The following is a 25,121-nucleotide window of genomic DNA, read 5'->3' on the forward strand; positions in this document are numbered from 1 at the left end:
TTGATAACGATAGACCCGGCTCGCACGAAATCGCCGCCACGGGCTGTGCCCGGCAGGTCGGCGATATAAATGGGGAGCGGGTTCAGAACGAGAGTCGGCATGGGCGGCTAGCTTAGCGGATGTCAGCTGCCGCGCCCACCCGTGCGCGGTTAAACCTTGGCGGCAACCGGGGTTGATTTGCTGCGCGGACGTAGCTGCGCGGTGGCCATGGCCGCGTCGGTCACACCGGTTTCGGCGCGCATGCCCGCTGCCAGGAACGGCACCATCAGACGCATGACTTGCTCAATGGAGGTGTTGACGCCGAAGTCGGTCTCGGCAATTGCGCGCAGGGCTTTGATACCGGACATGCTGAACGCGGCGGCGCCGAGCATGAAGTGCACGCGCCAGAACAGCTCAATCGGCGGAATACGCGGTGCCGCTTCGTTGACCAACATCATGTAGCGGCGGAACACCTTGCCGTACATGTCTTCCAGATAACGCCGCAAGTGCCCTTGGCTCTGACTGAAAGCCAGACCCAGCAAGCGCATGAAAATCGACAGATCGTTGCCGCTGCGTGGTTGCACCACCAGGGCTTGCTCGACGAGGATTTCCAGCAGTTCTTCAAGCGTCGGCTTGTTCTCCGGCTTGGCCTGACGCCGCTCCAGCTCTTTATCAAGGCTTAAGCAGAACGGCCCGAGAAAGCGCGAAAAAACTGCCTGGATCAGGGCCTTCTTTGAGCCGAAGTGATAGTTCACCGCCGCCAGATTGACTCCAGCCTTGCTGGTGATCAGACGCAATGAGGTTTCAGCGAAACCTTTTTCCGCGAACAATTGCTCGGCAGCATCAAGAATGCGTTCAACGGTTTCCGACTGGGCCATGACTACTCCGCCTGACAAACACTTGTTTGAAACATACGTTTCAGCCTGTGCCTTGTCAAGCCTGGCAGTTCGTTTTGAGAATGGCCGGTCAGCTATTTAACCATACAACTCGCAAGCGTGAGTCAGCAGGCTTATCGACCGTCTGGCGGCCGGCAAAAAAAGGGGCATTGCCAAGACCGTTTCACTGTATATAATCCCAGTCACTGTATAAAAAGACAGAGCGATCAATATGCTAAAGCTGACGCCACGCCAAGCAGAGATTCTGGCCTTCATCAAACGCTGCCTCGAAGACAACGGCTACCCGCCAACCCGTGCGGAAATCGCTCAGGAACTGGGTTTCAAGTCACCCAATGCGGCGGAAGAACACCTCAAGGCGCTGGCCCGCAAGGGTGCGATCGAGATGACGCCCGGTGCTTCCCGTGGCATTCGTATTCCCGGCTTCGAAGCCAAGGCCGACGAGTCCACCCTGCCGATCATTGGCCGAGTGGCTGCCGGTGCTCCGATCCTCGCCCAGCAGCACATCGAAGAGTCCTGCAACATCAACCCGTCGTTCTTCCATCCTCGCGCCGACTATCTACTGCGGGTTCATGGAATGAGCATGAAGGATGTGGGCATTTTCGACGGTGACCTGCTGGCAGTGCACACCACCCGCGAAGCCCGCAATGGCCAAATCGTAGTCGCGCGGATCGGCGACGAAGTGACCGTCAAGCGTTTCAAGCGCGATGGTAGCAAGGTCTGGTTGATTGCCGAAAACCCTGAATTCGCCCCTATCGAAGTGAACCTGAAAGATCAGGAACTGGTGATCGAAGGCTTGAGTGTCGGCGTCATTCGCCGCTAAAGGAGGCTTTATGCAGTTCCCACACACATCACAGCAAGCCCAACTGCCGTTGTTCGAGGCTTTCATGGTGCAGCCATTGGCACCGATCCTGAAAGACGTGGTCGAGTCACCCTGGAGCGCCGAGCCCGAAGTCTTCAGTGAGCTGTCGCTGCGTGGTGCAGCCGGGAACTGCCTGAACCTTCTTGCGCCAATTCTCAGGGAACTGAGCCAGGACCAGGACGCGCGCTGGCTGACGTTGATCGCGCCGCCCGCCAGCCTGACCCAGGCCTGGTTGCGGGACGCCGGCCTTAACCGCGAACGCATCCTGCTGCTGCAACCGCGCGGCACTCAGAGCGCTCAGCAGTTGACCTGCGAGGCCTTGCGCCTGGGCCGCAGCCACACGGTGGTCAGCTGGCTCAACCCATTGAGCACAACTTCACGGCAACAGTTGATCAGCGCCGCCCGGATCGGGGACGCACAAAGTCTGAATATTCGATTGGGTTAACTGACAAACAATGCGCGCATTGAACAGCGCGGGGCTTCTCCAAGGATAGAGAAGCCGACCTGTAGTGATATCAGCAAAAAAGCGACGGGCGGGATCAATGAAGAACCCGAGACCCCTCGTCCGTATTGAAATCGCCTTCAACCAAGCGTCCGGCCATCTGAACGCCGACGCTCAACATCGCCTTGGCGACTTCAACGTGCTGGCCTTGCAGGAACGCTTTGGCATCCTCGGAGAAATCCAAAGTAACCAGAGAACCCTCGTCCTCGGCCCTGCGCAGCTCAATACGGCCGTCTGGTAACTCGACAATTTCTAGAAAGGACGTTGGCATAAAGGTCTGTTCTCCACGAAAGGCGGGGATTATATAGGCATCGACCAGGCTTCGCTCGGTAACTTGACCGGATGTCATTGCGAAGAAATATCTGCTAGCACTCATCCCTGAGCGGACAACCCATCGGGTCATCCTTCCCTCAACACTCGTTCAAACCTTCGCGAAACCGAATCGCCAACCCTTTGAGGTTCTGACGCCAGCTCTCCAGCTCTTCCCGACTCAGCTCTTGTGGAGCCTCTTCTTCATCCAGGTTAACGGCGAGGATCAGCGGCTGCGTCACGTCACCCTTAGGCTTGTGCGGCGCCCGTGGCGGCTGAAACAGTGCAGCATGGGCTGCCAGCAGTTTGGCCAGCCAGGTTTCCGGATTATTGGCTAACTCGACCATCTCGGCCATTTCCGGAATCGCGATGGCTTCAAGCACTTCGCGCGTCAGCAATAACTCGGCCCGAGGCGCATTAGCTTGAGGCAAGCGATAGAAACCGGCGATTTCATGGCACAGTCCCAGCAACGCACCGTACAGGTGAAACAACGCCGACTCGCGTCCAGCCTGGATCAGCGCCAGGGAGTTCATCGCCCGCCCCTCTTCGGCTTTGGCGAGCGCTTCCAGCGACAGGCCGGCGAAGTAAATCTTCTGGTTGGTACGGGTATAGAGTTCGTGGGCCATGACGGCAGCCTCCACAACGAAATAATTGCTTCACGCAGGTCAGACAGTGTCGTGGATCACCCGAGTTCACCGCAAGCACAAAACAAAAAGGCCGCATGAAAACCCGAGGGTTGTCATGCGGCCTTTTCAGTACAGCACCTGTTAAGCCTTGGCGGTCTTCGCCGGGCGCTTGTCTTCAACCGTCCACTTGCCGCCGTCGTAGTACGCCTTCCAGCCAGTCGGCTTACCGTCGACTTCAGTCTGTACGTACTGCTCTTTGGTTTTACGGCTGTAACGGATCACAGCAGGCAGGCCGTCCGGATCTTTCTTCGGTGCTTCGCAGAGGAAGTGGTACTTCGGATCGATCTCATCCTTGTGCGGCACAATTTCCATGACCAGCGGAGCACGCGTCTCGCGGTTTTTCGGAAATTGGCTGGCCGCCAGGAACAGGCCGGAAGCACCGTCGCGCAGGATGTAGGTGTCATTGACCTTTTCGCATTTCAGCTCAGGCATCTTCACCGGATCCATCTTCGGCGGCGCTGCATCACCGCTTTTTAGCAGTTTGCGGGTGTTCTTGCACGTCGCATTGGTGCAACCAAAGAACTTGCCGAAACGGCCGGTCTTGAGCTGCATCTCACTGCCGCACTTGTCGCATTCCAGGCTCGGACCTTCGTAGCCTTTGATGCGATAAGTGCCCTCTTCGATTTCGTAGCCAGAGCAATCCGGGTTGTTACCGCAGATGTGCAGCTTGCGCTTCTCATCCAGCAGGTATGCGTCCATCGCCGTGCTGCAGATCGGGCAGCGATGCTTGCCACGCAGCACCAGCGATTCCGATTCACCCTCGTCGTCCGCCGCGATTTCGTCGCCCGGCACCAGGTTGACCGTGGCCTTGCAGCGCTCTTTCGGCGGCAGGCTGTAGCCTGAGCAACCGAGGAACACGCCAGTCGATGCGGTACGAATCTGCATCGGACGACTGCACAACACGCACGGAATGTCCGTCATCACCGGTTGGTTGGCGCGCATGCCGCCTTCGGCGCTTTCGGCTACTTCGAGTTTCTTCTTGAAATCGCCGTAGAACTCGTCAAGTACGTTTTTCCAGTCGCGCTCACCTTGAGCCACGTCATCGAGGTTCTCTTCCATGCCGGCGGTGAAGCCGTAGTCCATGAGATTGGAGAAGCTCTCGGCCAGACGTTCGGTAACGATGTCGCCCATTTTTTCTGAGTAGAAACGACGGTTGTGCAGCGCTACGTAGCCACGATCCTGGATGGTCGAAATGATCGCTGCGTAGGTCGAAGGACGACCGATGCCGCGTTTTTCCATTTCTTTAACCAGGCTCGCTTCCGAGTAACGCGCTGGCGGCTTGGTGAAGTGCTGGGTCGGATCAAGCTTGATCAGCTTCATCGCGTCGCCCTGGGCCATGTCCGGCAGCACATCGTCATCACCAGGCTTGGCGATTTGCGGCATGACGCGGGTGTAACCGTCGAATTTCAGGATGCGACCCTTGGCGCGCAACTCGAAGTCACCGGCACCGACGGTGACAGTGGTCGACAGGTATTGGGCCGGCAGCATCTGGCAAGCGAGGAACTGGCGCCAGATCAGCTCGTAGAGCCGCTCAGCATCGCGTTCCATGCCCGACAGCTTGCTTGGCTCGGTGTTGGCATCGGAGGGACGAATCGCTTCGTGAGCCTCTTGTGCGCCTTCCTTGCTGCTGTAAACATTCGGGTTTTCCGGCAGGTACTTCTTGCCGAACTCACCTTCAATATAAGTACGCGCCATCGTCACGGCATCGACCGAGAGATTGGTGGAGTCGGTACGCATGTAAGTGATGTAGCCGGCTTCGTACAGACGCTGGGCCATCATCATGGTTTTCTTCACGCCGAAGCCCAGGCGGTTACTTGCGGCCTGTTGTAGAGTGGACGTGATGAACGGTGCCGACGGCTTGCTGCTGGTCGGCTTGTCTTCGCGCTTGACGATGCTGTAGCTGGAAGCCTTGAGCTTCTCCAGCGCGGCCATGGCCTGGGCTTCGTTGAGCGGCTTGAAGGCTTCGCCTTTCTCGCGAGCGACGTCAAAGCGCACGGTCGCGCCCTTGGCGGTGCCGAGGTCGGCGTGAACTTCCCAGTACTCTTCCGGGTTGAACGCGCGGATTTCACGCTCACGCTCGACGACCAGCTTCACGGCAACCGATTGCACGCGACCGGCGGACAGGCCACGAGCGACCTTGGCCCACAGCAGTGGCGAAACCATGTAACCCACCACGCGGTCGAGGAAACGACGCGCCTGTTGGGCGTTGACACGATCGATGTCCAGCTCGCCCGGCTTGGAGAAGGCTTCCTGGATCGCTTTCTTGGTGATTTCGTTGAACACCACGCGCTTGTAGCGGCTGTCATCACCACCGATGGCCTCGCGCAGGTGCCAGGCAATGGCTTCCCCCTCGCGATCCAAGTCGGTTGCGAGATAGATGGTGTCAGCATCTTTGGCGAGCCGGCGCAGCTCTTCGATGACCTTTTCCTTGCCCGGGAGGATCTCGTACTTGGCTTTCCAGCCATGATCGGGATCGACACCCATGCGCGAGACCAGCTGCTTGCGCGCTTTCTCTTTCGGCGTGAGCACCGGACCTTCACCCGCGGCGGCCTTGCCGCGCTTGGCGGCTGGCTCTTTGCTGGCGCTAGCCGAACCGCTGGTGGGCAGGTCTCGGATATGGCCGATACTCGACTTCACCACGTATTGGTTACCCAGATACTTGTTGATGGTCTTGGCCTTAGCCGGGGATTCCACAATGACCAGCGATTTGCCCATGGATCAGAAAATTCCTGAATTCTAGAAGTGAAAGGCGGTTGGCGCCTGACGCGGCACCGCTATATATAGTGGCTACAAGGTGAGGTCAAGCGCAGGGTCTTGCGCGCACTCAGCTTATGGCTTGGAAAAAAGGCTCGGTTCGGCTTGCACCAAAGCAAAGCGTGGCACCTGTTCGCCGTCAACCTCGACCGACTCCAGGAACATGCTCAAGGGACGCACCCAAAAGCCGTAATCGCCATACAGGGCTTGGTAGAAGACCACTTCTTCTTCGGTTTCCGAATGCCGCGCAATACTGAATACGCGGTACTGCGGACCTTTGTAATGTTGGTAGAGCCCAGGTTGTATCGGCATGGTTTGGCCCTCGCTCAAATCTTTTCAAAATAAAAACAAAAATAAATTCAGAAAAACAAAAACCGGGGCACTTGGCCCCGGCTTCCTTCAACGAAACGCTTAAACGCGTTCGAAGACGGTGGAGATGCCTTGGCCGAGACCAATGCACATGGTGGCTACCCCGAAGGTGCCGCCATTTTGCTTCATCACGTTCAGCAGAGTGCCGGAGATACGCGCACCGGAGCAACCGAACGGGTGACCCAGGGCGATGGCGCCGCCGTGCAGGTTAACCTTCTCGTTCATCTTGTCGAGCACTTTCAAATCTTTCAGCACTGGCAGGGCCTGTGCGGCGAAAGCTTCGTTGAGCTCGAAGAAGTCGATATCGTTAATGCCAAGACCCGCGCGCTTCAGTGCTTTTTGTGTGGCCGGTACTGGACCATAGCCCATGATTGCCGGGTCCACACCTGCCACTGCCATCGAACGAATCACCGCCATAGGCTGGATGCCCAGGTCCTGTGCACGCTGCGCCGACATCACGATCATGCACGAAGCACCATCGGTGATTTGCGACGAAGTACCGGCTGTCACGGTGCCGCCCTTAGGGTTGAACGCTGGCTTCAGAGCCGCCAGGCTTTCCAGGGTAGTTTCCGGACGAATGGTTTCGTCGTAGTCGAACAGTTTCAGGAAACCGTTCTCGTCGTAGCCCTGCATCGGGATGATTTCGTCTTTGAACTTGCCTTCCAGTGTCGCCTTGTGAGCGAGCTGGTGGGAGCGCACGCCGAAAGCGTCCTGTTGTTCGCGAGTAATGCCGTGCATTTTACCCAGCATTTCAGCGGTCAAACCCATCATGCCCGAGGCTTTCGCCGCGTACAGGGACATGTGCGGGTTCGGATCGACACCGTGCATCATGCTCACGTGACCCATATGCTCGACGCCGCCAACCACGAACACGTCACCGTTGCCGGTCATGATCGCTTGCGCAGCAGTGTGCAGAGCGCTCATCGACGAACCACACAGACGGCTGACGGTCTGGCCGGCAGCAGTGTGCGGGATCTGAGTCATCAGAGACGCCATGCGGGCGATGTTCCAGCCCTGCTCCAGGGTCTGGTTCACACAGCCCCAGATCACGTCTTCGACTTCGCTCGGATCAACCTTGACGTTGCGTTCCAGCAGTTTACTGATCAAGTGCGCCGACATGTCTTCAGCGCGGGTGTTGCGGTGCATGCCGCCCTTGGAGCGGCCCATCGGAGTACGACCGAAGTCGACAATCACGACGTCTCTAGGATTCAAGCTCATATATTCACTCTCACTCTAGTTGGGGGCGCTTAACCGAAGAACCGCTGGCCGGTTTTGGCCATTTCACGCAGTTTTGCGGTCGGGTGGTACAGCGCGCCCAAATCAGCGTACTGGTCAGCCAGGGCAACGAACTCTGCAACACCGATCGAATCGATGTAGCGCAGCGCACCGCCACGGAATGGAGGGAAACCAATACCGTAGACCAGACCCATGTCGGCTTCGGCAGCGGTTTCGACAATGCCGTCTTCCAGGCAACGCACGGTTTCCAGGCACAGCGGGATCATCATCCAGTTGATGATGTCTTCGTCGGTGACTTCACGCTGTTCGAAGACGATCGGCTTGAGCACTTCCAGTACCGTCGGGTCGGCGACTTTCTTCTGCTTGCCGCGCTTGTCGGTCTCGTAGGCGTAGAAGCCCTTGCCGTTCTTCTGGCCCAGGCGTTTGGCTTCGTACAGCACGTCGATGGCCGAACGACGGTCGTCTTTCATGCGGTCCGGGAAGCCTTCAGCCATCACGTCACGACCGTGGTGACCGGTGTCGATGCCGACCACGTCCATCAGGTATGCCGGGCCCATTGGCCAGCCGAATTTTTCCATGACCTTGTCGATACGGACAAAGTCCACACCGGCGCTGACCAGTTTGGCGAAACCGCCGAAGTACGGGAACAGCACGCGGTTGACCAGGAAGCCCGGGCAGTCGTTGACGACGATCGGGTTCTTGCCCATTTTCTTGGCGTAGGCAACGGTGGTGGCAACTGCCAGCTCGCTGGACTTCTCGCCACGGATCACTTCAACCAGCGGCATCATGTGCACCGGGTTGAAGAAGTGCATGCCGACGAAGTTTTCCGGACGCTTGAGGGCTTTGGCCAGCAAGGTGATGGAAATGGTCGAGGTGTTGGACGCGAGGATGGTGTCCTCTTTGACCTTGTCTTCCACTTCAGCCAGAACGGCTTGCTTGACCTTAGGGTTCTCGACGACCGCTTCAACCACCAGGTCGACGTGACCGAAATCACCGTAGGACAGGGTCGGACGAATGCCATTGAGCACTTCGGCCATTTTCGCCGGGGTCATGCGACCTTTATCAACGCGGCCCACCAGCAATTTGGCAGCTTCGGCCAGACCCTGCTCGATGCCGTGCTCGTTGATGTCTTTCATCAGGATCGGCGTACCTTTGGAAGCCGACTGATAAGCGATACCGCCACCCATGATACCGGCGCCCAATACGGCAGCCTGCTTCACGTCCTTGGCGATTTCGTCGTAGGCCTTGGCCTTTTTCTTCAGCTCCTGATCGTTCAGGAACAGACCGATCAAGCTCTGCGCGGCAGAGGTCTTGGCCAGTTTGACGAAACCGTTGGCTTCAACTTCCAGCGCCTTGTCGCGACCGAAGTTCGCGGCTTTCTGGATAGTTTTGATCGCTTCAACCGGCGCCGGGTAGTTCGGGCCCGCTTGACCGGCCACGAAACCCTTGGCGGTTTCGAACGACATCATTTGTTCGATGGCGTTGAGCTTGAGCTTTTCGAGCTTCGGCTGACGCTTGGCCTTGTAGTCGAACTCGCCAGAGATGGCGCGCTTGATCAGCTCCAGGGCCGCTTCCTGCAATTTCTCGGGAGCAACCACTGCGTCGACTGCGCCGACTTTCAGCGCGTCGTCAGGACGGTTTTCCTTACCGGCGGCAATCCATTCGATGGCGTTGTCGGCACCGATGATGCGCGGCAGGCGCACGGTACCGCCGAAGCCCGGGTAGATGCCCAGTTTGACTTCCGGCAGACCGATCTTGGCCTTGGTGGACATGACGCGGTAGTCCGCCGCCAGGCACATTTCCAGACCGCCACCCAGGGCGATGCCGTTGATCGCGGCGACAGTCGGGACGTTGAGGTCTTCGAAATCGCTGAAAATCTTGTTGGCTTCCAGGTTGCCAGCAACAAGCTCTGCATCAGGCAGCTTGAAGTTCTCGACAAATTCGGTGATGTCGGCGCCGACGATGAACACGTCCTTGCCACTGCTGACGATCACACCCTTGATCGAAGCATCTGCCTTGATGGTGTCTACGGCCTGACGCAGTTCGTTCAGGGTTAGACGGTTGAACTTGTTGACGGACTCACCCTTGAGGTCGAATTTCAATTCGACAATGCCACTTTCAAGAGCCTTAACCGTGATGGCTTTACCTTCGTAAATCATCAACTGATCTCCACGATATGGAAGCTGAACAGTACACGTCGGACGCAGGCGAATGGCTCGGCAGGGACGTTTAACGTCAATGCTACGCCCATCCACCCGGCACACCCGCCAACGCGATAGTCGGGATTCTGTAGGAGCGGTCTGTAATACAAACGCTCAATTCATACGCCCGTTTGATTTGGGTACGTCACCTTCACGGAATTTCCGACAATTGTCAATCGCCCAAAATACGGGTTGAAACGCGACTTTCCGGTCATTTCCGTAACACGAAGACCTGCAACACGCGGCTGCATGTGAGGCCATTCATAGAATCAATAGTTAGAAAAGTCGCCCTAATTCGCTGCAGCCTTTGTTTAACAAGCTACGCTGGCGGGACCTTGAGGAAAAAACATGAACGCTTTTGGCGAATGCCCAGCGTAATATCAGCGCCACACAGAATTACCGGCCTGCCTGGCCAACTCCAGCCCGATGATGATGTCGGGCTTTTTATTGCCTGTCTGCCGGACGTTTCGCGCCATTGCGGCGCGAAATTTCCGCGTTTTATGCCAGCGCCTTCAGCACCGCATCAATATCCTGCAAAACCGTCGCCTCGCCCTTCTCGCCCCAATACAACGTGATCATCTGCTTGTCTGCTTCGACCTTGTAAACGTTGTCTGGCAACTTTTCGAAATGAATCAGCAACGCCGGTTCCTCACAGACCTCCTGCCACTGATTGACCCACACACCCGGCGCTTTTTGCCAGTAACACCAGCACGCCGGCCGATTGCCACGCCGCGGTCGATGGTACTGGGCGCAAGGGCTCGGCGGCTCCTTGCTCAGCCAGTGCGGCCAGTCCTGAGGCGCCAGCTGCATCGCCAATCCGATGCGTCGCGCCTCCATGCGCAGGGCCATGCGGCCGCTCTGGTGGCGCGACGGCCGCAACCATGCCAGCGGACTCAGTACCACCAACAGGATTGACACCACTATCCAGACCGTCATATCTGTACTCCCGATTCTTGATGAGCGCATTGAGTCACTTTGAAAACAATGCGCTTGAAACCAGCCATACTTACCAATATTGCAACCCTCAGGAGGAGCACCTCATGCCCTACAACCACATTCTGGTCGCTGTAGATCTAACCGAAGAGTGCGATCCTGTAATCCACCGCGCTCGCGAACTGTCGGTGAGCAACGGGGCGAAGCTGTCCCTGGTGCATATTGTCGAGCCAATGGCCATGGCCTTTGGTGGCGACGTCCCCATGGACCTGTCACAACTGCAACAACAGCAGTTCGATCAGGCCAAGGAACGCCTGGACCGGCTGATCGTGAAGTATCCGGAACTCTCCAAGGAATACAGCCACCTGACCTACGGCCAGCCACGCCAGGAGATCCACCACCTGGCCAAGGAACAAACCTGCGACCTGATCGTGGTGGGCAGCCATGGCCGACACGGCCTGGCATTGCTGCTGGGCTCAACTGCCAATGACGTGCTGCATGGTGCGCCCTGTGATGTGCTCGCGGTGCGCCTGATCAAAAGCTAAACCACAGTGCCTACGAAAAGCCCGGCGTTCATCACTGAACGCCGGGCTTTTTTATAGCAGGATCAATCAGGCATCCAGCTCGGCCCAGCGCTCGACCATTACTTCGAGCTCAGCCTGCAACTGCTCCAACTGAGCAATCACTGCAGCGGTCTCGGCAGCAGGACGCTGATAGAAACCGGCATCAGCCATTTGCGCCTCAACGGTAGCGATCTGCTGTTCCATGGCTTCGATCTGACCCGGCAACATTTCCAGCTCACGCTGCAACTTGTAGCTGAGCTTCTTCTTCGCCACCGGCGCTTCGACTACCGCAGCAACTGGCGCAGCTTCGGCCGTCACGACCGCGGAGGTCAGGTCGGCTTTGCCGGACTTGCTCTCAGTCACGCCCAGCAGGCGCGGCGAGCCGCCCTGACGCAGCCAGTCCTGATAACCACCGACGTATTCGCGAACCTTGCCTTCACCTTCGAAGACCAGGGTGCTGGTGACCACGTTGTCGAGGAATGCCCGGTCGTGGCTGACCATCAGCACGGTGCCGTTGAAGGTCAGCAAGACCTCTTCCAGCAACTCGAGGGTTTCGACGTCGAGGTCGTTGGTCGGTTCGTCGAGGACCAGCAGGTTCGCTGGTTTGCTGAACAGTTTCGCCAGCAACAGACGCGCACGTTCACCACCTGACAGCGCCTTCACCGGCGTGCGGGCACGCTGCGGGCTGAACAGGAAGTCGCCGAGGTAGCTCAGCACGTGACGGCTCTGACCATCGATATCGATGAAGTCGCGACCTTCTGCAACGTTGTCAATTACAGTCTTTTCCAGGTCCAGCTGATGGCGCAACTGGTCGAAGTAGGCCACGTCGATGCGAGTCCCCTCTTCCACTGTGCCGCTGGTTGGCTGCAGACCGCTGAGCATCAGCTTCAGCAGCGTGGTCTTGCCGGTACCGTTGGCGCCCAGCAGACCGATACGGTCGCCGCGCGTCAGGACCATCGAGAAATCCTTGATCAGGAACGGGCCACCCGGGTGAGCGAAACTTACGTTCTCGAGGACCATCACCTGCTTGCCGGATTTATCAGCGGTGTCCAGCTGAATATTAGCCTTGCCGGTGCGTTCACGACGCTCGCTACGCTCGACGCGCAGGGCTTTCAGTGCGCGTACGCGGCCTTCGTTACGGGTGCGACGCGCCTTGATGCCCTGGCGGATCCAGACTTCTTCCTGGGCCAGTTTTTTGTCGAACAGCGCGTTGGCGGTTTCTTCGGCAGCCAGACTCGCTTCCTTGTGCACGAGGAAACTGGCGTAGTCGCCGTTCCAGTCGATCAGGCCACCGCGATCCAGTTCGAGAATGCGGGTCGCGAGGTTCTGCAGGAATGAACGGTCGTGCGTGATGAACAGCACGGCGCCCTGGAAATCCTTCAGCGCTTCTTCGAGCCAGGCAATTGCACCGATGTCCAGGTGGTTGGTCGGTTCGTCGAGCAGCAGCAGATCGGGTTCGGAAACCAGAGCCTGAGCCAGCAGGACGCGACGACGCCAGCCGCCGGACAATTCGGCGAGGGTCTTGTCGGCCGGCAACTGCAGACGGCTCAACGTGCTGTCGACCAATTGCTGCAAACGCCAGCCATCACGGGCTTCGAGGTCGTGCTGGACGTGCATCAGTTTATCCAGGTCGGCGTCGGTGACGATGTTCTGGCTGAGGTGGTGATACTGCGCGAGCAGCTCGCCGACACCGTCCAGGCCTTCGGCCACCACGTCGAACACGGTCCGCTCGTCGGCTACCGGCAATTCTTGCGGCAATTCGCCAATCTTGAGGCCAGGTGCGCGCCAAACGGAGCCTTCATCAGGCTTCTGGTCGCCCTTGACGAGCTTCATCATGCTGGACTTGCCAGTGCCATTGCGGCCAATGATGCACACCCGCTCACCACGGGCGATCTGCCAGGACACCTTGTCCAACAACGGCATAGCGCCGAAAGCAAGGGACACATCGCTGAATTTGAGCAGGGTCATGAGCTTCTCCAAAAACCGGGCGCGCATTCTACCTGACTTGAGGCTTCAGAAGGCCGGCAATTTCACCTTCGCGACACTCTGCATGACAAATGTTGCGAACTGATGCTGACAGGCCGGCAAAGCTTTCGCCCGCTGCTGGCAAAAGGCTAAGCTACAGACAATTCAGTGCAGGCCATGCCCGCACTTGTCATGATTTCTCTGCCCGGACGTCTCATGCGCAGTCGCCTTTTCAGTCTTTTATCCTGTTTTCTTCTTTCTGCCACTGCCGTTCAAACCGCCCAGGCGGTGGACCTGTCCACCCAGCGCCAGTATTACGATGAAGCCAAGCGTGCCCTCGCCAAAGGGGATACCGGTCCTTATTTCCGTTACAGCCAGGCCCTCAGCGATTACCCGCTGGAGCCGTACCTGGCGTATGACGAACTGACCGCCCGCCTTAAAACCGCGAGCAATGCCGAAATCGAGAAATTCCTCGCCGAGCACGGTGACCTGCCCCAGGCCAACTGGATGAAGTTGCGCTGGTTGCGTTGGCTGACCGAACGCGGCGACTGGGCGACTTTCGTCAAGTACTACGACCCCAAGCTCAATTTCACCGAACTGGATTGCCTGAACGCGCAGTATCAGATCGGGCATAACCAGAAAGCCGAAGGTTACGCCAACGCCAATAAACTCTGGCTGACCGGCAAATCCCAACCCGCCGCGTGCGATGCGCTGTTTGGGCAATGGGCTGCCGAAGGCCAGTTGACCGAGCAGAAACGCTGGGAGCGCACCAAGTTAGCCGCCCAGGCGCGCAACTATCCGCTGGCCAACAGCCTGGTCAACGGCCTGACCACCCTCGCCCCTCGCGGCCGCTTGCTGGTGGATGTGGCGCAGAAACCCGAGCTGCTCAACCAGCCGTCGCGCTTCACCCCGGCCGATGAACCGATGTCTGACATCGTCAGCCTCGGCCTGCGCCGCTTGGCCAAGCAAGACCCGGACAAGGCCATGGAGCTGCTCGACGGTTACGCCAGCAGCATGCACTTCTCCCGTGATGAGAAAGTGGCCATCGCCCGTGAAATCGGCTTGACCCTCGCCCGCCGCTTCGACCCTCGTGCGCTGGACGTGATGACCAAGTACGACCCGGAACTGCGTGACAACACGGTTTCCGAATGGCGTTTGCGCCTGCTGCTGCGCCTGGCCCGCTGGGACGATGCCTATCAATTGACCCGCCGTTTGCCGCAGGATCTGGCGACCACCAACCGCTGGCGCTATTGGCAGGCCCGCAGCCTGGAACTGGCGCAGCCGCAGAACCCGGAAGCGCAGACGCTGTATAAAGGCCTCGCCCGCGAGCGTGATTTTTACGGCTTCCTCGCGGCGGATCGCTCGCAGTTGCCCTACTCGCTGAACAACAAACCGTTGGTGCTCAGCCAGGCGCTGATCAACAAGGTCCGCAATACACCGGGCGTGCGTCGGGCGCTTGAGTTTCACGCTCGCGGGCAGATCGTCGATGGTCGCCGCGAGTGGTACCACGTCAGCCGCCACTTCAGCCGCGACGAAATGGTCGCCCAGGCGAAACTGGCCTATGACCTGAAATGGTATTTCCCGGCGATCCGCACCATCAGTCAGGCGCAGTACTGGGACGACCTGGACATCCGTTTCCCGATGGCCCACCGCGAAACCCTGGTGCGCGAAGCCAAGGTTCGCGGCCTGCATTCGAGCTGGGTGTTCGCTATCACCCGTCAGGAAAGTGCCTTCATGGCCGACGCCCGTTCCGGCGTCGGCGCCAGCGGCCTGATGCAACTGATGCCCGGCACCGCCAAGGAAACTGCGCGCAAGTTCAGCATTCCCCTGGCCTCCCCGCAGCAAGTGTTCGATCCGGACAAGAACATCCAACTCGGCGCCGCTTACCTGAGCCAGGTCCACAGCCAGTTCAACGGCAACCGCGTCCTCGCCTCCGCCGCCTACAACGCCGGCCCCGGCCGCGTGCGCCAGTGGCTGCGTGGTGCGGACCACCTGAGCTTCGACGTATGGGTGGAAAGCATTCCGTTCGACGAAACCCGCCAGTACGTGCAAAACGTGCTGTCGTACTCAGTGATCTACGGCCAGAAGCTCAACTCACCGCAGCCGCTGGTGGATTGGCATGAGCGCTACTTTGACGATCAATGAACCTGCTTTGAAGCACTGACAAAAATGCCCACATCGATTGATGCGGGCATTTTTTTGGGCTCTACCGGGTCGGTTACTTAGTCGGTTACCGGGTCGGTGAGAGCGCTGTGCCCATCACTGAACTGCAACGCCGCCAACCGCGCATACAACGCATTACTCGCAATCAATTCCTGATGCGTCCCCACCGCCACCAGTTTCCCTTGGTCCATCACCGCGATCCGGTCAGCGTTTTTCACCGTGGCCAGCCGGTGGGCGATGACCAGCGTGGTGCGGTTTTTCATCAGGCTTGGCAGGGCTTGCTGGATCAGGTATTCGCTCTGGGCGTCGAGGGCGCTGGTGGCTTCGTCCAGCAGCAGGATCGGCGCGTCCACCAGCAGCGCCCGGGCGATGGCCAGGCGTTGGCGTTGACCGCCGGACAAACCGAGGCCACCGTCGCCAAGGTGGGTCTGGTAGCCGTTGGGCATTTGTTCGATGAAGTCGTGGGCGTAAGCGATTTTCGCCGCTTCCTGAACCTGAGCCAGGGTTGCCGTCGGGTTGCCGTAGCGGATGTTCTCTTCGATGCTGCCAAAGAACAGCGCCGGGGATTGCGAGACCAGGGCAAAGCAGCGGCGCAGGTCCAGCGGATCGAGTTGAGTCAGCGGCACGCCATCAAGCAGGATGCGTCCTTCGGCCGGGTCGTAAAAGCGCAGCAGCAAGTCATACACCGTTGACTTGCCGGCACCGGACGGCCCGACCAACGCGAGGGTTTCACCGGCATTGATCGTCAGATTCAAACCATCGACCGCGAAGCTTTCGGGACGCGACGGGTAGGAAAAGCGCACGTCTTGCAGCACCAGGTCACCCTTCACCCGTTCAGGCAAGGTCACCAGGCCAGTAGTTGGTGACTGGATAATGTTTTCTGAGCGCAGCAACTCGGCAATCCGCTCGGCGGCGCCGGCCGCACGCTGCAGTTCGCCGATTACTTCGCTCAACGTGCCGAATGCGCTGCCGACAATCAGGCTGTAAAACACAAACGCCGCCAGCTCGCCCGCGGAAATCCGCCCGGCGATGACATCCATTCCGCCGACCCAGAGCATCACTCCGACCGCGCCAAGCACCAGTACGATCACCAGGGTAATCAGCCAGGCCCGCTGGAAGATCCGCTTGCGAGCGGTGTTGAAGGCCTCCTCCACCGTTGCGGCAAAGCGCTGCTCATCCTGGACCTGATGGTTGTAGGCCTGCACGGTTTTGATCTGGCCCAGGGTTTCGGAAACATAGCTGCCGATATCGGCAATCCGGTCCTGGCTCAGGCGTGACAGGCTACGCACCCGACGGCCGAAGATCAGGATCGGCGCGATCACCAACGGCAACGCGACCACCACGATGCTGGTGAGCTTGGGGTTGGTGATGAACAGCAGGACGATCCCGCCGATCACCATCAACAGATTGCGCAAAAACAGCGACAGCGAAGAGCCAATCACCGATTGCAGCAGCGTGGTGTCAGCGGTCAATCGCGACTGGATCTCGGAGCTGCGGTTGTCTTCGTAGAACCCGGGATGCAGGTAGATCAAATGGTTGAACACCTGACGGCGGATGTCCGCGACAACGCGTTCGCCGATCCATGAGACCAGGTAAAAACGCGCGAAGGTGCCAATCGCCAACCCGACCACCAGCAACATAAACAGACCGATGGACTGGTTGAGCAAATGCGGCGATTGGGTCATGAAACCCTGATCCACCAGCAGGCGAATCCCCTGCCCCATAGACAAGGTGATGCCCGCCGTGACGATCAATGCGAGCAAGGCACCGACGGCCGGCCAGCGATAAGGCGCGATGAAACGCAGGGCCAGGCGCATGGCGCGCCGATGACGGGAAGAGAGGATGGAGATCATTCGATGGCGCAACCAGTAGGGTTTGACGCGATCAAGCCTACACCGGTCGATGGGCTTGAACGCTGTAAATCATAATGAGTCAGGTTAAATATGACCACAAAGCCTAGGTCCTAGACGGTATTGGTCTAAAGTCCGGGTGGCAACACCGTGTTATTTCTGGTGGACTGATGTTGCCGCTCTGGAAAGATCGCAGGGAGTTGTCACAGCCCGGTCACCTGGCGGTTCTATAGTAAGCACACAACCTGATGAGGAGACAGGCCATGTCCTTGCAAAACAGCAGCGAAGACAAAATTGAAGTGATCCGCACACAGCCAGACCAGTCTCTGGGTTGCTCAATTATCGATAAGGACGGGCGCGAAGTACCGATCACTGAAGGCATGATCCAGGACGCTTGCCGCGAACTGGAAAAGCGATTGGTCAAGCCTGCCGAACAAAAGTGATATAGCCACCGTCTTCTTGACCCGGCCTCTGATGGCCGGGTTTTTTATGCCTGTTTTTCGAGGGTGCAGTTATCGGATCGCCTGCGCACCGAGTGCCGCCACTATCTTCAGCAACGCAGGCGAATCGCCATCAATGCGCACCTGCAACCCATCGATCTCACGCCGCAGCGGATAATGCTTGCGCAGTGAATCAAACGCCGCACGCTGCTCGTTCACATTGCCGACAAGGCTGCGACGGAAATCCGCATCATCACGGCGCGGGTCGTACACGCCACGGCACAACATGGCCAGCGACCAGGCCGGATCGCTGTTAGCGTTCAAGGTCACTTGCGACAACCAGGGTGCGGGCAGCAAATCGCTCAAGCTGATCTGGGCCGCTTGCCCGAGAAAATCGCAATAGGCTTGATAGATCTGCGCGGTCCCACGCTGTCTGCCGTCGAGGCTGTAACCGGCAATGTGCGGCGTCGCCAGCACGCAGAGTTCGGCCAGTGCCACATCGACCTCAGGCTCACCTTCCCAGACATCCAGCACTGCTTGCAGGTCTTCGCGTTGCAGCAGCACCTGGCGCAGCGCGGCATTGTCCACCACCGGGCCACGACTGGCGTTGATCAGCCAGGTGCCGGGTTTGAGCTGGTTCAAACGATTTTTATCGAACAGATGCCAGGTCGACTGGGCGCCGTGTTTCTTCAACGGCGTGTGCAGGCTGATGACATCGCACTGCTCGATGATCTGTTCGAGGCTGACGTAATAGCCACCTTCTGCGGCTTGCCTTGGCGGATCGCAGACCAGCACGTTCCAGCCCAGACCTTGCAGAACCTTGACCAAGCGGCCGCCCACTTCACCGGCACCGACGACGCCGTAGGTGCGTTGAGTCAGGTCGGCGCCTTCGATTTCGGCCAGGGTCAGCAGACTGCCGAGCACGTAGTCGACCACGCCCCGGGCGTTGCAGCCGGGCGCACTGGACCAGGTGATGCCAGCCCGCTGAAAGTAATCCAGATCCAGGTGATCCGTGCCGATGGTGCAGGTGCCGACAAAGCGTACCTTGCTGCCTTCGAGCAGCGCGCGGTTAACGTTGGTCACCGAGCGCACCAGCAGCACATCAGCCTGTTCGACAGTGGCGCGGTCAATGGAACGTCCCGGCACCCGGCGGATTTCACCGAAACCTTCGAAGAAGGCATCGAGCAGCGGGATATTTTCGTCGGCAACAATCAGCATGGCAGGCTCCTTTGGCGGATCGGCAGTGTAGGCGGAGATGGAGGTGATGAGCCACCGGGGATGCAGAAACATTCAAAATCCGATTACAAATCCGCAACACAGGACTTTTCCTGACCACTGCGTCAGGGCGTAGAATGCGCCGCCTTGCGCATCAACATCTTTGGACGTTTCGCCCTTGAATTCCGTGACTGACCGCCCCGCCGCCATTTCCCTCACCCGCCCGGCCCGGGTTCGCCTGGAGCTGAAAAACCTGCTCGGCCTGGCCTTGCCGATCATGATCGCGCAACTGGCGACCACCGCCATGGGCTTCGTCGATGCGGTGATGGCGGGCCGGGTCGGGCCACGGGATCTGGCGGCCGTGGCGCTGGGCAACTCGATTTGGGTGCCGGTGTTTCTGTTGATGACCGGCACGCTGTTGGCCACGACCCCGAAAGTCGCGCAACGTTTCGGCGCCGGCACCCACAGCGAGATCGGCCCGATCGTGCGCCAGGCACTATGGCTGGCGCTGGTGGTGGGGTTGATGGCGACTGGCATGTTGTTCAGCGCCGAACCGATTTTGCACATCATGAAGGTCGACCCTGAATTGATCGGCCCGTGCATGCAATACCTGCATGGCATCGCCAGCGGTTTGCCCGCCGTCGCGTTCTACCATGTGCTGCGCTGCTTCAGCGACGGCCTGGGGCGTACACGTCCGGCCATGGTGCTGGGTCTGTGCGGGCTGGCGCTGAACATTCCGCTGAACTACGTCTTCATCTATGGCCACTTCGGTGTGCCGGCCATGGGCGGTGTCGGTTGCGGCTGGGCCACGGCGATCGTGATGTGGGTGATGGCGCTGGGCATGGCCGGCTGGGAGCGCTGGGCGCCGGCGTATCGGTCGAGTGAGTTGTTCAGCCGTTTCGACTGGCCGCAGTGGTCGGTGATCAAACGCCTGCTGGGCATCGGCCTGCCGATCGGCATCGCGGTGTTCGCCGAGTCGAGCATCTTCGCTGTGATTGCGCTGCTGATCGGCAGCCTCGGTGCGACGGTGGTGGCCGGGCATCAGATCGCGCTGAACTTCAGCTCGCTGGTGTTCATGATCCCCTACTCCCTCGGCATGGCCGTGACCGTGCGGGTCGGCCAGGCGCTCGGCCGTCAGGAGCCGCGTGAAGCACGCTTCGCCGCCGGTGTCGGCATGGGCACGGCGCTGGCCTATGCGTGCATTTCCGCGAGCATGATGCTGTTGCTGCGTGAACACATCGCAACGATCTACACGGCTGATCCGACGGTGATTCAGGTCGCGGCGATGCTGATTGTGTATTCGGCGCTGTTCCAGTTTTCCGATGCGATCCAGGTGACGGCTGCTGGCGCGTTGCGCGGCTATCAGGACACGCGGGTGACGATGATCCTGACACTGTTCGCTTACTGGGGGATTGGTTTGCCGGTGGGTTACGCGCTGGGCCTGACCGATTGGCTCGGCGCGCCGAGCGGCCCGAGCGGCCCGAGCGGGCTGTGGCAGGGTTTGATCGTGGGCTTGAGTTGCGCGGCGTTGATGCTGTCGATCCGCCTGACGCGCAGTGCACGCAAGCGGATCCGCATCAGTCAGTCGGCGGGTTAAGCGAGTTTCTTGCGGATCCAGTAGAGGTAGGTGCCTGCCTCTTCGTGCTGCGCGACCAGTTCGTGGTCCAGAAACACGCAGAACTTGGGAATGTCGCGACGGGTCGACGGGTCGGTGGCAATCACCTTGAGCAGGCCGCCGGGCACCAGGTCACGAATGTGCTGGTGCAGCATCATCACCGGTTCCGGGCAGTTGAGACCGGTGGCGTCGAGGGTGCCGTCAACCGGCGTATCAATCATTTCACTCATGATTCACTCCTGAAACTTGCCGGCATTGTCGCGCATTGCCGGGGGTCTAGTCACTGGCAGCTGATCGTTCCCACGCTCTGCGTGGGAATGCATCCCGTGACGCTCTGCGTCACATCCAAAGGCGGAACGCGGAGCGTCCCCGGCGGCATTCCCACGCAGAGCGTGGGTACGATCGGTGCAAAGTCAGCGGGACTTGGGTTTCTTTACGTCGAGTCGGCGCAGGTGGCAGGTTACTTCTTCGCGGTCGTGGTACAGCTGCTTGCAGCCGATCTCGACCCGAATGCCGCGTTCCTTGAACCCATCGGCAATGCGTTCCAGCAAGCGCTTCACTTCGGCGTAACGCTGTTTCATCGGCAGTTTGAGGTTGACCACCGCTTCGCGGCAATGCCCCTCGCCAATCCATTCTTCCAGCATCGCGGCGTTGCGCGCCGGTTTCTCGACGATGTCGCAGACCATCCAGTCCACCGGTTGCTTGGGCTTGAAGGTGAAACCGTCAGCCATCAAGTGTTGCACCAGACCAGTGTCCATCAGGCTTTCGGCCATCGGGCCGTTGTCGATTGCGGTCACCAGCATGCCGCGGTTGACCAGTTGCCAGGTCCAGCCGCCGGGTGCGGCGCCAAGGTCGACGCCGGTCATGTCGCTGTGCAGACGCTCATCCCACTGATCGCGCGGGATGAAGTGGTGCCACGCCTCTTCCAGCTTTAGCGTCGAACGGCTCGGCGCCTCACGCGGAAACTTCAGACGCGGGATGCCCATCGGCCACATCGCCGAGTTGTTCGACTCGGCCAGGCCCATGAACACTTCACGGCCACTTTTGAAGGTCAGCAGCAGACGCGGCTTGTGGGCATCTTCAACCAGTTTGCCAGCGGCCATCAGCGCCTTGCGCAGGTGGCCTTCGAACTTCTTGCAGAAGTTCGACAGTTCCTTGCCATCGTTGGTGTCGACCATTTCCAGCCACAGGCTGCCGCACAGCGGGAAGTCCGCCATGTGGGCGAGGATCACGCTGATGCGGTCGGTTTCCGGCAGATCGATGAAGATCCCGCGAGCCCACTGCCGCGGGAAGATCAGATCGGCGAATCGCTGGCCACGCATCAGACGCTCGGCACCGTCTTCTTCGGTGCAGATGAATTCGGCGCAGGCGCTGGCGGTCTTGGCCTTGGCATAACCGGCCACGTTCAGCCGCGCGGCGTGTTCGGATATCTCGGAACAGACTTCGCTTTCGAAGCCCGGCCGGCAATGCATAAAGAGGGTGTTCATTCTTACTCCTGGGCAGATGGCGAGAAATTCAACCACTGCGCGATGCCCAGGCTTGCGTTGAAGCAAAGCCTGTCACGAAAACCGGCGCATGATAGCCGAGTTCGGAACCTCGGACTTGCCGATAGAGTCCAGTTATTAGCCAGCTACTTAAAACAGGGCTAGTTTTAATGCTCTGCCCGTCCCCTCAGTCCGTAGCCGTGCGGACTCAAAGGAGTGATCGTAATGCCGTCCCTTAATAGCCTGAACACCCTTAAAACCCTGCAAGTCGACGACAAGACCTACCATTATTTCAGTCTGCCCGACGCTGCCAAAAGCCTCGGTGATCTCGACAAGCTACCGATGTCGTTGAAAGTGCTGCTGGAAAACCTGCTGCGCTGGGAAGATGAAAAAACCGTCACCGGCGCCGACCTCAGAGCGATTGCCGCCTGGCTCAAGGAGCGTCGCTCCGACCGTGAAATTCAATACCGTCCCGCGCGGGTATTAATGCAGGACTTTACCGGCGTTCCCGCCGTGGTCGACCTGGCCGCCATGCGCGCCGCGATGGCGAAGGCCGGCGGCGACCCGCAGCGAATCAACCCGCTCTCCCCGGTGGATCTGGTCATCGACCACTCGGTGATGGTCGACAAGTTCGCCAGCAGCAGCGCCTTCGAACAGAACGTCGACATCGAAATGCAGCGCAACGGTGAACGTTATGCGTTCCTGCGCTGGGGCCAAAGCGCCTTCGACAACTTCAGCGTGGTGCCGCCGGGCACCGGGATCTGCCACCAGGTGAATCTGGAATACCTGGGGCGCACGGTCTGGACCAAGGACGAGGACGGCCGCACGTATGCCTTCCCCGACACCCTGGTCGGCACCGACTCCCACACCACCATGATCAACGGCCTCGGCGTGCTCGGCTGGGGCGTCGGCGGGATCGAAGCGGAAGCGGCGATGCTTGGCCAACCGGTGTCGATGCTGATCCCGGAAGTGATCGGCTTCAAACTCACCGGCAAGCTCAAGGAAGGCATCACCGCCACCGACCTGGTGCTGACCGTCACCCAAATGCTGCGCAAGAAAGGCGTGGTCGGCAAATTCGTCGAGTTCTACGGCGATGGCCTCGCCGACCTGCCGCTGGCGGACCGTGCGACCATCGCCAACATGGCCCCGGAGTATGGCGCCACCTGCGGCTTCTTCCCGGTGGACGATATCACCCTGGAATACCTGCGTTTATCCGGCCGCCCCAGCGAGATCGTGAAACTGGTCGAGGCGTACAGCAAAGCCCAGGGCCTGTGGCGCCTGCCGGGCCAGGAACCGGCGTTCACCGACAGCCTGGCGCTGGACATGGGCAGCGTCGAAGCCAGCCTTGCCGGGCCGAAACGCCCACAGGACCGGGTATCGCTGCCAAATGTTGCGCAAGCGTTCACTGACTTCATCGACCTGCAATTCAAACCCACCAGCAAGGAAGTCGGCCGTCTGGAAAGTGAAGGCGGCGGTGGCGTTGCGGTGGGCAATGCCGATCTGGCCGGTGAAGCCGACTACGAATACGACGGTCAGGTTTATCGATTGAAAAACGGCGCGGTGGTGATCGCCGCGATCACCTCCTGCACCAACACCTCCAACCCGAGTGTGATGATGGCCGCCGGCCTGGTGGCGAAGAAAGCCGTGGAGAAAGGCCTCAAACGCAAACCGTGGGTCAAGAGTTCGCTGGCCCCAGGCTCGAAAGTGGTCACCGACTACTACAAGGCTGCCGGCCTGACTCAATACCTTGATGAACTGGGTTTTGCTTTGGTCGGTTACGGCTGCACCACGTGCATCGGCAACTCCGGGCCATTGGCGGAGCCGATCGAAAAAGCCATCCAGGCCGCCGACCTGACCGTCGCCTCGGTGCTGTCGGGCAACCGCAACTTCGAAGGTCGCGTACATCCGCTGGTGAAAACCAACTGGCTGGCCTCCCCGCCGCTGGTCGTCGCCTATGCGCTGGCCGGCACGGTGCGCATCGACATCAGCAGCGAGCCTTTGGGTACCGACAAAGAGGGCAATCTGGTGTATCTGCGGGACATCTGGCCAAGCACCAAAGAGATCGCCGACGCAGTGAACCAGGTCAACACCGCGATGTTCCACAAGGAATACGCCGAAGTGTTTGCCGGCGATGAGCAATGGCAGGCGATTGAAGTGCCGCAAGCGGCGACGTATGTCTGGCAGGACGATTCGACTTACATCCAGCACCCACCGTTCTTCGATGACATCGGCGGCCCGCCGCCGGTGGTCAAGGACGTCACCGGTGCCAGAGTCCTCGCATTGCTCGGCGACTCGGTAACCACCGATCACATCTCCCCGGCCGGCAACATCAAGGCCGACAGCCCCGCAGGCCATTACTTGCGCGAGAAAGGCGTGGAGCCACGGGACTTCAACTCCTATGGTTCGCGTCGCGGCAACCACGAAGTGATGATGCGCGGCACCTTCGCCAACATCCGCATTCGTAACGAAATGCTCGGCGGTGAAGAAGGCGGCAATACGATTTACATTCCCACCGCGGAGAGGATGCCGATCTACGATGCGGCGATGCGTTATCAAGCCTCGGGCACACCGCTGGTGGTGATTGCCGGGCAAGAATACGGCACCGGCTCGAGTCGTGACTGGGCGGCCAAGGGCACTAATCTGCTGGGGGTCAAAGCGGTCATTGCGGAAAGTTTCGAACGGATTCACCGCTCCAACCTCGTGGGCATGGGCGTGTTGCCGTTGCAGTTCAAGCTGGATCAAAACCGCAAGAGCCTGAACCTGACCGGCAAGGAAACACTGGATATTCTGGGTTTGACCGGCGTCGAACTGACGCCGCGGATGAACCTGACGCTGGTGATCACCCGTGAAGACGGCAGCCGCGAGAAAGTCGAGGTGTTGTGCCGGATCGATACCCTTAATGAAGTGGAGTACTTCAAATCGGGAGGGATTTTGCATTATGTGTTGCGGCAATTGATTGCGTCGTAACAGCCTGCTGACACAGACACCGCCTTCGGGCGGTGTTTTTGTTTGGGTTGCGAGCGTCCCTATAATCCCGCGCCTCTATGTAGCAGCTGCCGAAGGCTGCGTTCGACTGCGAAGCAGTCGTAAACCCTGAATCCA

Annotated in this window: 20 protein-coding genes; 7 read left to right on the top strand and 13 right to left on the bottom strand. The window is 59.3% G+C overall.

The window, feature by feature from the left end; translation table 11 throughout:
• Window positions 1–149: 149 nt before the first annotated feature.
• Entirely contained in the window at window positions 150–857 is a 708-nt protein-coding gene (locus tag ACMXYI_RS28010; protein WP_033061916.1) for a TetR/AcrR family transcriptional regulator, read from the bottom strand.
• Between the two features lie 229 nt (window positions 858–1,086).
• Here ACMXYI_RS28010 and lexA point away from each other — a divergent pair, with 229 nt between their 5' ends.
• Together lexA and sulA are read left to right on the top strand one after the other, a co-directional pair.
• Window positions 1,087–1,695 carry a transcriptional repressor LexA gene (gene lexA / locus ACMXYI_RS28015; protein WP_007933171.1) on the top strand — a complete coding sequence of 203 codons (609 nt, stop codon included), beginning with the start codon at window positions 1,087–1,089 and terminating at the stop codon, window positions 1,693–1,695.
• 10 nt (window positions 1,696–1,705) lie between these two features.
• A complete protein-coding gene (gene sulA / locus ACMXYI_RS28020) occupies window positions 1,706–2,179 on the top strand; it encodes an SOS-induced cell division inhibitor SulA (RefSeq protein ID WP_008151409.1) in 474 nt (157 codons plus the stop codon).
• A 94-nt stretch (window positions 2,180–2,273) separates the two neighbouring features.
• On the opposite strand, the gene ACMXYI_RS28025 is transcribed toward sulA, so the two are convergent.
• The 7 genes from ACMXYI_RS28025 to ACMXYI_RS28055 all read right to left on the bottom strand — a co-directional run bounded on the left by ACMXYI_RS28025 (window position 2,274) and on the right by ACMXYI_RS28055 (window position 10,727).
• Entirely contained in the window at window positions 2,274–2,507 is a 234-nt protein-coding gene (locus ACMXYI_RS28025; RefSeq protein WP_046048057.1) for a hypothetical protein, read from the bottom strand.
• Between the two features lie 139 nt (window positions 2,508–2,646).
• On the bottom strand, window positions 2,647–3,171 hold the full coding sequence (locus ACMXYI_RS28030; RefSeq protein ID WP_415770226.1) for a DUF6586 family protein: 525 nt from the start codon (window positions 3,169–3,171) through the stop codon (window positions 2,647–2,649).
• Between the two features lie 141 nt (window positions 3,172–3,312).
• Window positions 3,313–5,946 (bottom strand): type I DNA topoisomerase, encoded by a 2,634-nt coding sequence (gene topA / locus ACMXYI_RS28035; protein ID WP_415770228.1) that lies wholly within the window; start codon window positions 5,944–5,946, stop codon window positions 3,313–3,315.
• Between the two features lie 114 nt (window positions 5,947–6,060).
• Window positions 6,061–6,297 (bottom strand): DUF1653 domain-containing protein, encoded by a 237-nt coding sequence (locus ACMXYI_RS28040; RefSeq protein ID WP_046047845.1) that lies wholly within the window; start codon window positions 6,295–6,297, stop codon window positions 6,061–6,063.
• Window positions 6,298–6,396: 99 nt separating this feature from the next.
• Window positions 6,397–7,572, bottom strand: a complete 1,176-nt coding sequence (fadA, locus tag ACMXYI_RS28045) for an acetyl-CoA C-acyltransferase FadA (protein ID WP_008007076.1) — start codon at window positions 7,570–7,572, stop codon at window positions 6,397–6,399.
• A gap of 29 nt (window positions 7,573–7,601) precedes the next feature.
• On the bottom strand, window positions 7,602–9,749 hold the full coding sequence (fadB, locus tag ACMXYI_RS28050; protein ID WP_415770230.1) for a fatty acid oxidation complex subunit alpha FadB: 2,148 nt from the start codon (window positions 9,747–9,749) through the stop codon (window positions 7,602–7,604).
• A gap of 540 nt (window positions 9,750–10,289) precedes the next feature.
• Complete coding sequence (locus ACMXYI_RS28055; protein ID WP_008151424.1) at window positions 10,290–10,727, bottom strand: hypothetical protein; 438 nt, start codon at window positions 10,725–10,727, stop codon at window positions 10,290–10,292.
• Window positions 10,728–10,831: 104 nt separating this feature from the next.
• Between ACMXYI_RS28055 and ACMXYI_RS28060 the strand changes: the two genes are divergently transcribed.
• Window positions 10,832–11,269: a universal stress protein gene (locus tag ACMXYI_RS28060; protein WP_008151425.1), complete on the top strand. Its 438-nt coding sequence runs from the start codon at window positions 10,832–10,834 to the stop codon at window positions 11,267–11,269.
• Between the two features lie 66 nt (window positions 11,270–11,335).
• On the opposite strand, the gene ACMXYI_RS28065 is transcribed toward ACMXYI_RS28060, so the two are convergent.
• Complete coding sequence (locus ACMXYI_RS28065; RefSeq protein WP_415770232.1) at window positions 11,336–13,255, bottom strand: ATP-binding cassette domain-containing protein; 1,920 nt, start codon at window positions 13,253–13,255, stop codon at window positions 11,336–11,338.
• Window positions 13,256–13,468: 213 nt separating this feature from the next.
• Between ACMXYI_RS28065 and ACMXYI_RS28070 the strand changes: the two genes are divergently transcribed.
• Complete coding sequence (locus ACMXYI_RS28070; protein WP_415770234.1) at window positions 13,469–15,397, top strand: transglycosylase SLT domain-containing protein; 1,929 nt, start codon at window positions 13,469–13,471, stop codon at window positions 15,395–15,397.
• Between the two features lie 77 nt (window positions 15,398–15,474).
• On the opposite strand, the gene ACMXYI_RS28075 is transcribed toward ACMXYI_RS28070, so the two are convergent.
• Window positions 15,475–17,268 carry an ABC transporter transmembrane domain-containing protein gene (locus tag ACMXYI_RS28075; protein ID WP_415770236.1) on the bottom strand — a complete coding sequence of 598 codons (1,794 nt, stop codon included), beginning with the start codon at window positions 17,266–17,268 and terminating at the stop codon, window positions 15,475–15,477.
• Window positions 17,269–17,528: 260 nt separating this feature from the next.
• On the opposite strand from ACMXYI_RS28075, the gene ACMXYI_RS28080 reads away from it, so the two are divergent.
• Window positions 17,529–17,708, top strand: coding sequence for a PA1571 family protein (locus tag ACMXYI_RS28080; protein ID WP_033061931.1), 180 nt, complete (start codon window positions 17,529–17,531; stop codon window positions 17,706–17,708).
• A 69-nt stretch (window positions 17,709–17,777) separates the two neighbouring features.
• On the opposite strand, the gene pdxB is transcribed toward ACMXYI_RS28080, so the two are convergent.
• Window positions 17,778–18,923 carry a 4-phosphoerythronate dehydrogenase PdxB gene (gene pdxB, locus ACMXYI_RS28085; protein WP_415770238.1) on the bottom strand — a complete coding sequence of 382 codons (1,146 nt, stop codon included), beginning with the start codon at window positions 18,921–18,923 and terminating at the stop codon, window positions 17,778–17,780.
• 175 nt (window positions 18,924–19,098) lie between these two features.
• On the opposite strand from pdxB, the gene ACMXYI_RS28090 reads away from it, so the two are divergent.
• Entirely contained in the window at window positions 19,099–20,517 is a 1,419-nt protein-coding gene (locus ACMXYI_RS28090) for an MATE family efflux transporter (protein ID WP_415770240.1), read from the top strand.
• Here the strand turns inward: ACMXYI_RS28090 and tusA are convergent.
• Both tusA and rlmM read right to left on the bottom strand, forming a co-directional pair.
• Window positions 20,514–20,765: a sulfurtransferase TusA gene (gene tusA / locus ACMXYI_RS28095; RefSeq protein ID WP_007907805.1), complete on the bottom strand. Its 252-nt coding sequence runs from the start codon at window positions 20,763–20,765 to the stop codon at window positions 20,514–20,516. The two genes, ACMXYI_RS28090 and tusA, sit on opposite strands and share 4 nt — an antisense overlap.
• 183 nt (window positions 20,766–20,948) lie before the next feature.
• Window positions 20,949–22,022 carry a 23S rRNA (cytidine(2498)-2'-O)-methyltransferase RlmM gene (gene rlmM, locus ACMXYI_RS28100; RefSeq protein WP_129442892.1) on the bottom strand — a complete coding sequence of 358 codons (1,074 nt, stop codon included), beginning with the start codon at window positions 22,020–22,022 and terminating at the stop codon, window positions 20,949–20,951.
• Window positions 22,023–22,244: 222 nt separating this feature from the next.
• Here rlmM and acnA point away from each other — a divergent pair, with 222 nt between their 5' ends.
• Window positions 22,245–24,986 (top strand): aconitate hydratase AcnA, encoded by a 2,742-nt coding sequence (gene acnA, locus ACMXYI_RS28105; RefSeq protein ID WP_415770242.1) that lies wholly within the window; start codon window positions 22,245–22,247, stop codon window positions 24,984–24,986.
• Window positions 24,987–25,121: the final 135 nt, after the last annotated feature.

Source organism: Pseudomonas lyxosi (genome assembly GCF_047758685.1).
In the GTDB taxonomy this organism is placed as follows: Bacteria; Pseudomonadota; Gammaproteobacteria; order Pseudomonadales; family Pseudomonadaceae; genus Aquipseudomonas; species Aquipseudomonas lyxosi.